11 protein-coding genes and 1 pseudogene are annotated in these 13,306 nt (G+C 66.5%); 8 read left to right on the top strand and 4 right to left on the bottom strand.

Annotated features, from left to right (window positions below):
• Positions 1 to 3 precede the first annotated feature (3 nt).
• A complete protein-coding gene (locus tag ACZYZ4_RS10700) occupies positions 4 to 519 on the bottom strand; it encodes a metallopeptidase family protein (RefSeq protein WP_463860679.1) in 516 nt (171 codons plus the stop codon).
• Positions 520 to 640: 121 nt separating this feature from the next.
• Between ACZYZ4_RS10700 and ACZYZ4_RS10695 the strand changes: the two genes are divergently transcribed.
• The 4 genes from ACZYZ4_RS10695 (at position 641) to ACZYZ4_RS10680 (ending at position 4,238) form a co-directional block, all read left to right on the top strand.
• On the top strand, positions 641 to 1,030 hold the full coding sequence (locus ACZYZ4_RS10695; RefSeq protein ID WP_463860677.1) for a DUF3499 domain-containing protein: 390 nt from the start codon (positions 641 to 643) through the stop codon (positions 1,028 to 1,030).
• 78 nt (positions 1,031 to 1,108) lie between these two features.
• Positions 1,109 to 1,363 carry a Trm112 family protein gene (locus tag ACZYZ4_RS10690; RefSeq protein WP_463860675.1) on the top strand — a complete coding sequence of 85 codons (255 nt, stop codon included), beginning with the start codon at positions 1,109 to 1,111 and terminating at the stop codon, positions 1,361 to 1,363.
• Between the two features lie 94 nt (positions 1,364 to 1,457).
• A complete protein-coding gene (gene ahcY / locus ACZYZ4_RS10685; protein ID WP_463860673.1) occupies positions 1,458 to 2,936 on the top strand; it encodes an adenosylhomocysteinase in 1,479 nt (492 codons plus the stop codon).
• 63 nt (positions 2,937 to 2,999) lie between these two features.
• On the top strand, positions 3,000 to 4,238 hold the full coding sequence (locus tag ACZYZ4_RS10680) for a L,D-transpeptidase (protein WP_463860671.1): 1,239 nt from the start codon (positions 3,000 to 3,002) through the stop codon (positions 4,236 to 4,238).
• Positions 4,239 to 4,263: 25 nt separating this feature from the next.
• On the opposite strand, the gene ACZYZ4_RS10675 is transcribed toward ACZYZ4_RS10680, so the two are convergent.
• On the bottom strand, positions 4,264 to 5,064 hold the full coding sequence (locus tag ACZYZ4_RS10675) for an RDD family protein (RefSeq protein WP_463860669.1): 801 nt from the start codon (positions 5,062 to 5,064) through the stop codon (positions 4,264 to 4,266).
• Positions 5,065 to 5,126: 62 nt separating this feature from the next.
• Here ACZYZ4_RS10675 and ACZYZ4_RS10670 point away from each other — a divergent pair, with 62 nt between their 5' ends.
• Entirely contained in the window at positions 5,127 to 6,119 is a 993-nt protein-coding gene (locus ACZYZ4_RS10670) for a stage II sporulation protein M (RefSeq protein ID WP_463860667.1), read from the top strand.
• A gap of 123 nt (positions 6,120 to 6,242) precedes the next feature.
• Positions 6,243 to 7,346 (top strand): TIGR01906 family membrane protein, encoded by a 1,104-nt coding sequence (locus ACZYZ4_RS10665; protein WP_463860665.1) that lies wholly within the window; start codon positions 6,243 to 6,245, stop codon positions 7,344 to 7,346.
• A 38-nt stretch (positions 7,347 to 7,384) separates the two neighbouring features.
• Here ACZYZ4_RS10665 and ACZYZ4_RS10660 read toward each other — a convergent pair.
• A pseudogene (locus ACZYZ4_RS10660) lies at positions 7,385 to 8,806 on the bottom strand (AMP-dependent synthetase/ligase); the annotation flags it as partial.
• Positions 8,807 to 8,872: 66 nt separating this feature from the next.
• Positions 8,873 to 10,555 (bottom strand): dolichyl-phosphate-mannose--protein mannosyltransferase, encoded by a 1,683-nt coding sequence (locus ACZYZ4_RS10655; RefSeq protein WP_463860663.1) that lies wholly within the window; start codon positions 10,553 to 10,555, stop codon positions 8,873 to 8,875.
• 133 nt (positions 10,556 to 10,688) lie between these two features.
• Here ACZYZ4_RS10655 and rsmI point away from each other — a divergent pair, with 133 nt between their 5' ends.
• A complete protein-coding gene (gene rsmI, locus ACZYZ4_RS10650) occupies positions 10,689 to 11,561 on the top strand; it encodes a 16S rRNA (cytidine(1402)-2'-O)-methyltransferase (protein WP_463860828.1) in 873 nt (290 codons plus the stop codon).
• A gap of 173 nt (positions 11,562 to 11,734) precedes the next feature.
• Entirely contained in the window at positions 11,735 to 13,234 is a 1,500-nt protein-coding gene (locus ACZYZ4_RS10645) for an NAD-dependent succinate-semialdehyde dehydrogenase (RefSeq protein ID WP_463860661.1), read from the top strand.
• The last annotated feature ends 72 nt before the right edge of the window (positions 13,235 to 13,306 follow it).

The raw sequence follows: 13,306 nt of genomic DNA, 5'->3' as shown, positions 1-13,306 counted from the left end.
CGGTCAGTACCGGCGGCGGTAGACCGGATCCAGGGTTTCCGGTGCTACGCCGAGCATTTCGGCGGTGTGTTCCACCACGACGTCGTGCACCAGGTCCTGGAGTTCCTCCCGGCTGCCGCAACCCTGCTCAACCACCCGGCGGTACAGGGTGATCACCGGGCCCTCCTCAGCTGTGGCGGGAGTGTAGACGCCCATGGGAGGCGGCGCGGCGTCGGCAACCAGTTGCTCCAGCTGCGGGGGTATTTCGTCAACGGCAAACCGTACGCCGTCGAGCGTTTTGCCCCAGATGTCGTGGAGCCGCTGCGCGGAATCGAGCACCATCTCATCAAAGCGGTCCGAGCGCGTCCGATAACCGGGGAGTGTGGGCAACATCAGTTCCCCACGCAGGCCGCGGCCGTGGCGGTTCCGGCGGCGCATCGCAAAGCTTCGGCCGGGCGAACCCGAACCCGTTTCTGCGGCGCGGACATCCGGGTCAGCCAAACGGACCGTAAAAGCTGAATCTTGGTTCGATGACTGCATACCTTGACTGTAAACCCGGGCGCAGAATTACGCGACATAACCCCGGTTTGCGTGCCAGGGCACGGCGGTCGTGTCGGCTAATACTCCGAACAAGCAGGGATACGGAGTAGTCTGTGATGTCGTGGGAGCTATCCGTCAATGTTCAAGGTCAGCCTGCCGTCAGTCGGCGGTGGCAACTTTGACGTATGTCTATGCCGACTCCACCGCCGTCCTGGGTCCGCTTGCCACCTACGCCGAGCCGCATTGTTACGATTTGTGCGAGCAGCACGCCGGGTCCCTGACGGTGCCCCGGGGCTGGGAAGTGCTTCGACTGGCGATGCCGACAAGCCCGCAGCAGCCGGGACCCGACGACCTTTTGGCCCTCGCCAACGCGGTCCGCGAAGCGGCGGCCCTGCCGCCCAACTCGCAGACCACGCCGGGCCAGCGTGCCTCGCATTCAGCGCTGGAGGCCCCGGCCGGCATGGAAGGCGTCCGCCGGGGGCATCTGCGCGTCCTGCGCGAACCTTCCTGAGGCGGATCTGGCGGTAGGCTGGAACCTGCTAATCAGTCAGCCAACGGCGCGAACGCGCCCCTGTCGGGAGCACCAATCATGCCAAAGATCAGTCCTGAACTGTTGTCCGTCCTCCGCTGCCCCGTGACCGGTTCGCCCCTGGTCCAGGAAGGCGAAGAGCTGGTGTCGACGGCGGCCGGAGCTTCGGGCGTGAAGCTGCGCTACCCGATCGAGGACGGAATCCCGCTGCTGCTGCCGCCGGAACTTCTCCAGGCCGCTACCGCTGCCGGCTCGGACCAGCACGATCCCGCTGTCCGGCGGGCCACGGACCAAAGCCCGGCAGGTACTGCCTAGGCAACGCCTGGACAACCCGCACCACCACCAGCAGTCGACTTTCGCGCAGACGCTTCAACGCCGTCGCCGCCATCGGACAAAGCAAAGGAACCCCATGACATTTGATTACAAGGTAGCCGACATCTCGCTGGCCGAAGCCGGCCGTCACCAGATCCGTCTGGCCGAGCACGAGATGCCAGGCCTAATGTCGCTCCGTAAGGAGTTCGGACCCGCCCAGCCCCTGAAAGGCGCCCGGATCGCAGGATCCCTGCACATGACGGTGCAGACTGCCGTCCTGATCGAAACCCTCACAGCCCTCGGCGCCGAGGTCCGCTGGGCCTCCTGCAACATCTTCTCCACCCAGGACGACGCCGCCGCAGCGGTCGTAGTGGGCAAGGGAACAGTCGAGGACCCGCAGGGCGTCCCGGTGTTCGCCTGGAAGGGCGAGACGCTGGAGGAATACTGGTGGACTGCCCAGCAGATCCTGGCCTGGCCCGGCGCGGACACCAATCCGGAGCTTGGCCCGAACATGATCCTGGACGACGGCGGCGACGCCACCATGCTGGTCCACAAGGGAGTTGAGTTCGAGGCTGCCGGCGCTGTGCCGGCGGCAGGCGACGACGAGTCCGAGGAAGGCCGGATCTTCCTGGACGTGCTTCGCGCCTCGCTGCAGGAAGATCCGCAGCGGTGGACCCGGATCGGGGCCGGCCTGCGCGGCGTCACCGAGGAAACCACCACCGGCGTACACCGCCTCTACCAGCTGGCTGAACAGGGCAAGCTGCTGTTCCCGGCCATCAACGTCAACGACTCGGTCACCAAGAGCAAGTTCGACAACAAGTACGGCATCCGCCACTCGCTGCCTGACGGCATCAACCGCGCCACCGACGTCCTGATGGGCGGCAAGGTGGCCGTCGTCTGCGGTTATGGCGACGTCGGCAAGGGAGCCGCAGAGGCATTCCGCGGCCAGGGTTCGAGGGTCATCGTCACCGAGATCGACCCCATCTGCGCCCTCCAGGCAGCCATGGACGGCTACCAGGTGGCCAAGCTTGAGTCAGTGCTGAGCCAGGGCCACATCTTCATCACCACCACCGGCAACAAGGACGTCATCCTGGCCGAACACATGGCCGGCATGCGTGACAAAGCCATCGTGGGCAACATCGGCCACTTCGACAACGAGATCGACATGGCTGGCCTGGCGCGGATCCCTGGCATCAAGAAGGTGGAGATCAAGCCCCAGGTGCACGAGTGGGTGCTCGACGCCGGGACCGCGGAAGAGCGCTCCATCATCGTCCTGTCCGAGGGGCGCCTGCTGAACCTGGGCAACGCCACCGGCCACCCGTCCTTCGTGATGAGCAACTCGTTCGCCAACCAGACCATCGCCCAGATCGAGCTGTGGACCAAGCGGGACCAGCCCGAAGGTGAACGCGAATACAACAACCAGGTCTATGTCCTGCCCAAGATCCTGGACGAAAAGGTTGCCCGACTGCACCTCGATGCCCTCGACGTGGAGCTCACAGAACTCTCCAAGGAACAGGCCGACTACCTGGACCTGGACATCGCCGGACCGTACAAGCCCGAGCACTATCGTTACTGACGCGTAACGCCCCGGGTGCTGACCGCGCCCGGGGCTGTTACGTCTAAGCAATAAGATCGGACTATGGAACCTGTTGTTAAGCCACGCCGGCGGGGGACCGCCAAGAAGATTCTCTTGGTGGCAGCCGTTTGTGTCCTTGCCGGAACGGGCGGAGTATTCGCTGCCGTCGCGCCGGGCTTTGCTCGCGGTGGCCTGGAGTCCGAAGCCAGCTCCGCGGTCCGGTCCGCACCGGGAGTCGCATCGCCCGTGGTTGCGCCGGTCAAGGTGGACGTCATACCGGCCAACGCCGCAAAGCAGGTGAACCCGGCCACGCCGGTGTCGCTCAAGGTGGGCAACGGCCGGATCGAGAGCGTCACTCTGACCAGCACCGTCGGCGAAGCAGTCCACGGCAGCTTCGCAGGGGATGGCAGCAGTTGGACTGCGACCGACCCCCTGAAATTCAACACCAAATATAGCTACACATACGCGGTCACAGACGGTGCGGGCCGCGAAACCAGCACCACAAACTCCTTCAGCACGGTTTCCAGCACCCATGAGGCGGACGCCGCCATCTACCCCCTGGACGGGATGAAGGTTGGCGTGGGCCAGCCACTGCAGGTCATCTTCAGCGAACCGGTGGTCAATCGGGATGCCGTGGAGAAGGCCATCAAAATCACCTCCAGCGCGGGGCAGGCCGGAGCCTTCCACTGGTTCAGCGACACCATGGTCCGGTACCGCCCCGAGGCCTTCTGGGCGGCGAACTCCACTGTCACCATGGACATGCAGCTCTTCGGCGTGGACCTCGGCAACGGCCAGATTGCCAACTTCAACAAAAAGGTCACCGTCAATTTCGGTGACAAGCGGGTGGCTATCGCCGACGCCGCCGCACACACCTTCACCCTCAGCGTCAACGACCAGGTAGTGAAAGCCCTCCCGGTCAGTATGGGCGATCAGCGCTTCCCGTCAGCGCGTGGCTACGCGGTCCTGATGGAAAAGAACCGCTATGACCACTTCCGGGCGGCCAGCATCGGACTGAAGCCCGGCGATCCGGCCTACTACGGCGAAGTGGACGTGGAGTATGCCATCCGCCTCACCCTGAGCGGGGCCTACATCCACCAGGCGCTGGAGTCCGCCTACCCGTTCATCGGCAACACGAACGTCTCGCACGGCTGCATCGGGTTCGCTCCCGACGGCGCCGCCTGGGTTTTTGACAACATGACCACCGGCGATGTGGTTCAGATCGTCAACACCGAAGGCGACTACGCCGCCGTCGACGACGGCTACGGCGACTGGAACATCCCCTGGGCGGAGTACGACAACTAGGGAACCGTTCGGTCCAGGACCGGGCCTAGGAGCCGAACGGCAGGCGGTCCAACCGCTCCGCCGTAGCCGAGTTCTGGCGCCGGGCCTGGTGCAGCCGCGCAAGTTCGCGGTGACGGCGTTCGGCGGTAACAGCGGCCAGGTACTGATCCGGGCTGGTTCCCGGGGGCGGCGGAGGGGCCACATGCCCGGCCAGTTCCGTGGCGATCGACGCGGCCATTCCGGCGGCGGACAGCGGTGACATGCGCCCGGCCTGCCGGATGAACTGGGCCGCCTGCCGTGCGGTCGCATCCGGAATCCGTCCGATATCCGCGGCCGTGGCCCAGGCCTGAAGCTGCGGGGGAACAAAGACGCGGACCGGTGCCTCCACAGGGACGCGCCGGCGCAGGGCATAGCTGCCGGCGAGGATGTCACCCAGCCGCTTGGAGCGGCTGCTGAAGAGGGCGACGCCAATGGCGAGGCCGCCCAGGGTGAGGTAGATTTCCAGGAATCCGGTCAGCCCCCGGATCACCGCGTGGCGGAACCGGATGGCCCCGCCGTCGTCCCTGACCACCCGCAGGCCGGCCGCCAATTTTCCGAGGGAGAGCCCCCGGGTGAGGGTCTCCACCGCCACAGGGACAATCACAAAGCAGAAGACCACGCTAACTAGCGTCAGCGCCCGCATTGCCGCCTCGTCAAGGTCCTGGCCGGCGGCCGAGACGCCCAGCAGGATCAGGACCAGCAGGATGATGTTGAACAGGACATCCAGCAGCAGGCCAAGGGCTCGGGCGGCTAAGGATGCGGGGCGCAGTTCCAGGACAACGGCCTCGCCGGTGATTATCGAACTCAAGCGGATACCCCTCGTCAACCATCCTGCGGACGTTCACAGTCTATGGCGGCTAGGCTGTTGCCGTGGATATGGATGCCTTCTCCGCCGTCAACGGGGACAAGTGGTCAAGGCTGCACCAGCTCGCCCATAAGCGGCGCCTCAGTGGCGAAGAGGCCGATGAACTGCTGCGCCTCTATCAGTCGACTTCGGCCCACCTTTCCTTCATCCGTTCGATTGCCCCGGAAAGCGGCCTGTCCGCATCCTTGTCCGCCACCCTGGCCCAGTCCCGGACCCGCTTCACGGGCGCACGGTCCAACGTGATGGCGGACCTGGCCCGCTTTTTCGTTGCCGCACTTCCGGCAGCCCTGTTCCGCCTGCGGTGGCTGACGGTGGCCTGCGGCGCCGCATTTCTCATGGTCGCCGGCGGCTACGCACTCTGGATCGCGACGTCCCCGGATGCCCTGCGGTCCGTTGCCTCGGAGGCTGCGGTCCTGCAATACGTCGAGGAAGACTTCATTGATTACTATTCGGAAAATCCTGCGGCCTCGTTTGCGGGGGCCGTATGGACCAACAATGCCTGGATCAGTGCGCAGGCCGTGGCCCTGGGCATCACCGGCATCTGGGTGCCCATGATCCTGTTCACGAACGCCCAGGGTGTCGGGATCGCCGCCGGGGTCTTCGCCGCCGTGGGCAAGCAGGATGTTTTTTACAGCTACATCCTGCCGCACGGACTGATGGAACTGACGGCTGTCTTTATTGCTTGTGCGGCGGGCCTGCGCATCTTCTGGGCCATGGTGTCCCCGGGACCACGGACGCGGGGACGGGCCGTGGCGGACGAAGGCAGGTCGCTGATCACCGTGGCCCTGGGGTTGGTGCTGGTGCTGTTCGTTTCCGGATTGGTGGAGGGCTTTGTCACGCCAAGCCCGCTTCCGGTATGGGCCAAGATCGGCATCGGCCTGGCAGTGCTGGCTGCCTACTGGGGCTACGTCCTGGTGTGTGGACGGCGGGCCTATGACGCCGGTGAACGCGGTGACTTGGTGGCCGGCGACGCCGGATACAGCGAAATCGCCGCATGAATCAGGTAGCGCCGGGGTGGCTCCTCGCCCTCGTGGAGGAGCGGGCGGTAGGCTCAATATCAGATACACGGCGCTGCCCGGATCAGAGCCGGCAGCGCGGACCCCAACGGAAGTGACGCTGCTGTGAACGACTATTCGCCGACCCCTGCCAAACGCACGGAGCCGCAGCCGGATCCGGACCTGGATACTTCATCGGACTCGGACGAGCCGGCCTTTGCCTGGCTGAAAGACTCCGGCTCCAGCACTCCCGAGGCGTACCCGGCAAGTAACGCGGGTGCCGGGCAGGGCGGTGTCACCCAGCCCGAAAGCCGCGCCGGCCGCAAAGCCGCGGAGGCCGCCGTCGAACCACCCGCCGTCGTACCTTCTGTGGAAGAGTCACTGCGCAAAGAACCGTCCGTCCAGGGCGCCGCCCGAAACGGTGCCCACTTCAGCGAACCGCTGCCCACGTCCGCGCTCCAGGTCCGTCCGCCGCAGGGGGAAGTGGAGCGCCGCAACGCGGAGCGCGAAAGTGCGGCCAACGCCAAGCCCGTGGCCCCGCGTATGTGGCAGGTCCTGCTGGCCCTTTTCTACCCCGTGGTCCTGCTGGTGCTGGCCGTTCGCGCGGTCACCAGCCCGCTGTTTCTGTGGGCCGAGTACAACCGGCCCGGGTTCCCTGGCGACGGGTACGGCTTCAGCACGGATGACAGGATGACATACGGCTCCTACGCGGTTGACTACCTCAGTAACTGGGCGGGGCCGCGGTACCTGGGTGACCTGGTCAACCGCAGCGGCGGGGACCTTTTCAAGGACGGCGAAGTCAGCCACATGGCCGACGTGAAAGTTGTTATCCTCTCGGCCTTTGGCGGGGGAGCACTCCTGATCGTCCTCAGCCTCGTCGCCATCGCGTACCTGCGCCGCCGCAGCACCGGCGGAGTCCGCCGCGGACTGTTTGCGGGATCCATCGTTGCGCTGGCAATCATCCTGGGCCTCGGCGCGTTGGCCGTGCTCGGCTGGCAGCAGTTCTTCACCGAGTTCCACCGGATCTTCTTCGCCAGCGGTTCCTGGACGTTCGCCCTGGAAGACACCCTCATCAGGCTGTTCCCGGGCCAGTTCTGGATCGATGCCGGCATTGTTATCGCCGCGCTGGTCCTCATGGCAGCTCTGGTGACGCTCATCCTCACCTGGCCCACCCGTCGCCGTCGCGGCCTGGCCAAGGATGACCAAGACGCCGTAGAGGTGCAGCCCTAAGCAGCTGCCTGTGCTCAGCCGTTAAGTCTGGCGGGCTGCTTCTTGCGGCCGGTAATGGTCAGGAAGCCCTCCGGGTCCAGTTCGCCGAGGTCCCCGGTGCGGAAGAAACCGTCCACAAAGGCCTCGGCGGTGGCTGCTTCATTGGCGTGGTAACCCTTGAACACGCCGATGCCCTTGACCAGCACTTCGCCGTCCTCGGCCACGCGGATGGTGGTGCCCGGCAGGGGGACGCCCACGCTGCCCACCCTGGTCCGGGCGGGCGTGTTCGCCGTACAGGGCGCCGTTGTTTCGCTCAGCCCGTAGCCCTCAAGGACCGGGATCCCGGCGCCGCGGAAGAAGTGCGCGTCCTCAGGGTCCAGGGGGCTGGACCCCGATACCGCGTAGCAGACCCGGCCGCCCAGGATCTGCCGGAGCTTCGGGTACACCAACCGGTCAAAGATGGCATGCCGCGCCCGCAACGCCAGCCCGGGTCCGCTGCCCCCGCCGCGGGCCACGCTGTCCTGTGCCGTGGAGAAGCGGATGGCGGCGGTTGACGCAGCCCCGAAGATTTTGGCCTTCCCGGACACGGCAGCCTGGTGCGCGGCGTCCGCCCGGACCTTCTCGAAGATCCTGGGCGCCGCCAGGAGGAACGTGGGTTTGAACGTGCCCAGATCGGCCGGCAAATCAGCAGGACGGGTGACATGGCCCAGGGTGGCACCGGCATGGAGGCACGCCACCTGGGCCGCGCGGGCGAGCACATGGGCCAGCGGCAGGAACATCAGGGTGCGTGCATTCTGCGCCTTGAGGACCTCCGGGAAAAAGGCGACGACGTTGACGGCCACGAGCGCAAAGTTGCCGTGGGTGATCACGCAGCCTTTTGGACGTCCGGTGGCGCCGGAGGTGTAAACCAGGGACGCGACGTCGTCCAGGCTCGCGGCGGAGCGGTGGCGTTCCAGCTCGGCGTCCGTGACGCCCATTCCGGCAGCCGAGAGGCTGGCGAGGTTCGGAGCCTCGCCGTCGTCATCCATCCTCACCACGGTGACCAGCCGGTCCTTGAGCAGGGTGGAGCCCTCCAGGATGCCCGTAATCATCGCCACCTTGCCGCGGTCCTCGGCGAACACCCGCCGCGCGCCGGCGTCGTGCAGGATCCACTCCACCTGGCCGGGGGTCGAGGTCTCGTCGATGGGAACGCTCACGCCGCCGGCGAACCAGATGGCGAAGTCCACCAACGCCCACTCATAACGTGTGGCGGACATAACGGCCACGGTGTCGCCCGGCTCCAGGCCGCCGGCGATCAGTCCTGTGGCGAGGGCACAGACATCGTGCAGGAACTTTTGCGCCGGAACGTCGGTCCAGCCGTTGGGGCCTTTGCGCGTGTAGAGGGCGTGGGCCGGGTTGGCGGCCTCCTGCCGGCGCAGGAGATCGGTGACATTGCTGCCGGGCTCCAGCTCCACCAGGAGTTCTGTGCTTGCTTCTCGCACGGGGGCGTCTCCGTTCCGCTGCCTCAACGCAATTCGCGGGTGGTCAGGGTCTGATGCAATCCTGCCTTAGATCCAGGACGGCATCCACATCCGGTGGCGCCATTCCTGGTAGGGGATGGTCTCCGCCGCCCACACCGGGTAGAAAAATGCGGATAACAGGACTGCCCCGGCGACGAAGAGCGCCACCAGGTAAACACCGGACCGCCGGCGCCAGAGCGGGTCGGTGTCCCGGCCCAGGACAAGGCCCAGGCAATACACCAGAGCGAGCACCAGGAAAGGCTCAAAGGAGACGGCGTAAAAGAAGAACATGGTCCGCTCCGGGTAAAGGAACCACGGCAGATAGCCGGCGCCCACGCCCGCAAGGATGGCCCCTGCGCGCCAGTCCCGGCGCCCGGCCCACCAGAACAGCAGGACCACCAGCGAGATGGCCGCTCCCCACCAGATCATTGGGTTCCCCACCGAGAGAATGGCTGAGGCGCAGTTGGGCACGTCGCATCCCGGGACGCCCTGCTCCGGTTTCTGGTAGAAGAACGACGTCGGCCGGCCCATCACCAGCCAGCTCCAGGCGCTTGCCTCGTAAGGGTGTTCCGAGCCCAGCCCCTGATGGAACTTGTAGGCCTCCAGGTGGTAGTGCGCCAGCGAACGCAGGGAGTCCGGCAGCCAGCCCCACTCCGCTGAGGGGTTGCTCTGGGCCCACCGCCGGAAGTAGGCGCCCTCGGAACGGAACCAGCCCGTCCAGGTGGCGGTGTAGACCACCACTGCAACCGGAACCATGCTGGCAAAGGCCAGCAGTCCATCCTTGATGATTCCGCCGCTGACCCAACCGCGGATTCCCGCGACGCGCCGTGCATTGAGGTCCCACAGGACCGTCAGCACGCCGAAGCCGGCGAGGAAAAACAGGCCCGACCATTTGGTGCCCACAGCAAGCCCCATGCACACGCCTGCGGCGAGCCGCCACCAGCGGATCCCCAGCCACGGTCCGGCCAGCAGCTGACTCACTGAGGGCCGGCCCTTCCGGGACGCGGCCGCGAGCCGTCCGAGCCGTGTGGCCAGCCGTCGTCGACCGTCTTCGCGGTCCAGCAGCAATGCTCCGAAGGCCGCCAGGAGCCAGAGCATCAGGAAGATGTCCAGGAGTGATGTCCGCGACATCACCAGGTGGTGGCCGTCGACGGCGAGCAGCAGGCCCGCGGCGGCAGCCAGCGGCAGTGAGCGGAACAGTTTCAGCGCAATCAGCGTGAGCAGCAGGATGGACAGGGTTCCGGTCAGTGCGGCCCCGAACCGCCAGCCGAACGGATTATCGGCCCCAAACAGCCACATGCCGCCGGCGATCATCCACTTGCCCACGGGCGGATGGACCACATACTCGGGAGTGTCCAGGAGGATGGCCGGGTTGCCTGCGTTGAAGGAGTCGTTGGCCTTGTCCGGCCAGCCCCGTTCGTAGCCGCTGACCACGTAGGAGTAGGCGTCCTTGACGTAATACGTTTCATCGAAGACCAGGCTGTGCGGCGTGTCCAGCCGGACAAAGCGGAGGATGCCGCCGATCACGGACGTTAGGGCAGGCACCAGCCAGAACCAGAGACGCAGCGACGGCGGGTACTCCCGCCAGCTGCGGGTACTTCCGATCAGGCGCTCGCGGAGTGCTGCAGCAGAGAAGGCCTCCGCCGGACTGGCGATCCACGGGCCTCGTGCCGGCGGGATGGTCTGGCCGGCCTCGGCAGGCCGCATGGAGGTCTGCGTCACGAGCCCCATGCTACCTTTTGCAGCTCGGGCCGCCTGCCAGCAGTACGCTGGGGGAGTGGACCCTAACCTCAGCACCTTCGCCGATTCCCGCCCTGTAGAACCTTCCGTTGCCGCCGGGGAGGAACCCGTGACTGAGGCGCAGGTGACAGTGGACCCACCTGCAACGGCACCGGTCGCCACGGGGCCCGGCCGGATTGTGCTGGCGGCGACGCCCATCGGCAATACCGGCGACGCGTCGGCCCGCCTGATCGAACTCCTGGGGACGGCGGACATCGTGGCCGCCGAAGACACCAGGCGCCTGCACCGCCTTGTCCAGAGCCTCGGAGTCACCGTCGCCGGGCGGGTCATCAGCTACCACGAGCACAACGAAGCCACCAAGACCGCGGAGCTGCTGGAGCACGTCCGGTCCGGCAAAACTCTGGTTATGGTCACAGACGCCGGCATGCCTTCGGTCTCGGACCCGGGGTTCAGGCTGGTGGAAGGCGCTGTGGCAGCCGGACTCACCGTGACCGCCGTCCCGGGCCCATCCGCGGTACTGACCGCCCTGGCACTGTCCGGACTGCCCACCGACCGCTTCTGTTTTGAGGGATTCCTGCCCCGGAAAGCCGGCGAACGGGCGTCGCGGCTGGCGGACCTTTCGGCCGAACGCCGGACCATGGTGTTTTTTGAGGCCCCGCACCGCCTGGAATCGATGCTGCGGGCGCTGCGCGAGCGCTTCGGTGCCGAGCGGCGGATCGCTGTCTGCCGCGAACTGACCAAGACCTACGAGGAAGTCATCCGCGGGACGGTCGGGGAACTGTTGCTGTGGGCCGAAGGCAACGAGGTCCGCGGCGAGATTGCCGTGGTGCTGGGCGGCGCCCCCGAGCAGGCGCCGGGCACCCCGGAAGACCACGTGGCCGCCGTCAACGAGCTGGTTGCCCAGGGAATCCGGCTCAAGGAAGCCGTGGCCGCCGTAGCTGAGGACGTCCGCGTCAGCAAGCGGGAGCTCTACTCGGCGGTCCTCGCGGCACGTTGAGCGAGCGAAACCGCCAACTGTGCAGCTGCACAACGGTGTCTCGGTTCAGTAGTGCGTCCAGGAGTAGACCCTCTGGCAGCCACGGCAGTAGTGTGACAGTAAATCAGCCAGGAAGGCAGGCCGCCCAGGCCCTGCGTCGCGGCTGACCCAACCTTACTGACGAGGGAGTCACCGTGACTGTCACCGCACAGCCAGCCGTTACCGCGGAGCGCGAAAGCGAGCTGCTGGCCTCTGTTCCCACCGGATTGCTGATCAACGGCGAATGGCGCCCGGCGGCGTCAGGCAAGACGTTCGACGTCGAAGACCCCGCCACGGGCAAGGTCCTCCTCAGCATCGCTGACGCCGGCGCCGAAGACGGCAAGGCTGCTTTGGACGCGGCTGCCGCTGCCCAGGAGCCGTGGGCGAAGGTCCCGGCTCGTGAACGTGGCGAAATCCTGCGCCGTGCCTTTGAGATGGTCACGGCGCGTGCCGAGGACTTCGCGCTGCTGATGACCCTGGAAATGGGCAAGCCGCTGGCCGAAGCCCGGGGCGAGGTCACCTACGGCGCGGAGTTCCTGCGCTGGTTCTCCGAAGAAGCCGTCCGCGCCTTCGGCCGCTACTCGGTCTCACCGGACGGCAAGTCCCGCCTGCTGGTGACCAAGAAACCGGTGGGCCCGTGCCTGCTGATCACGCCGTGGAACTTCCCGCTGGCCATGGCCACCCGCAAGATCGCTCCTGCCGTCGCGGCCGGCTGCACAATGGTGCTGAAGTCCGCCAACCTCACGCCGCTGACGTCGCAGCTGTTCGCCGCGGTCATGCAGGAAGCGGGCCTGCCGGCCGGAGTCCTGAACGTCATTCCCACGTCCACGGCAGGCGCCACCACCGGCCCGCTGATCAAGGACCAGCGCCTGCGCAAACTCTCCTTCACGGGCTCCACCGAAGTGGGCCGCCGCCTTCTTTCGGACGCCTCCGAGACGGTGCTGCGGACCTCCATGGAACTCGGCGGCAACGCCCCGTTCGTGGTGTTCGAAGACGCGGACCTGGACGCCGCCGTCGCCGGCGCCATGCTGGCGAAGCTGCGCAACATGGGCGAGGCCTGCACCGCGGCAAACCGGTTCATCGTCCACGAGTCCGTCGCCGACGAATTCGCCAAAAAGTTCGCCGCGAAAATGGGTGAGATGACCACCGCCCGGGGTACGGAGCCGGAGTCCAAGGTGGGTCCGCTGATCGATGCGAAGAGCCGGGACAAGGTCCATGAGCTGGTCTCCGACGCCGTGGCCTCCGGCGCCAAGGCTGTCCTGGGCGGCGCCCCGGCCGAAGGACCGGGCTACTTCTACCCGCCCACCATCCTCACCGGCGTCACCGAAGGCACCCGGATCCTGTCCGAGGAAATCTTCGGCCCCGTCGCACCGATCATCACCTTCGGCACCGAGGACGAAGCGATCCGCCTGGCCAACAACACCGAGTACGGGCTGGTGGCGTACGTCTTCACACGCGACCTGAACCGCGGCATCCGGATGGGCGAACGGCTTGAGACCGGCATGCTCGGCCTGAACGCCGGTGTCATCTCCAACGCCGCCGCACCGTTCGGCGGCGTCAAGCAGTCCGGGCTGGGACGTGAAGGCGGCCTCGAAGGCATCGAGGAATACCTCTACACCCAGTACATCGGCATCGCGGACCCCTACGCCGGCTGAACGGATCGTCCTCCGGCTGACAGGATGACCCTCCGGTCAGCCCTTACTCCACGCCCGTAGGTAGCCGCTGCG

This window comes from Pseudarthrobacter adonitolis, from assembly GCF_055412845.1.
Note: the sequence above shows the minus strand (reverse complement) of the source record. Positions and strands in the feature narration are given on the sequence as shown.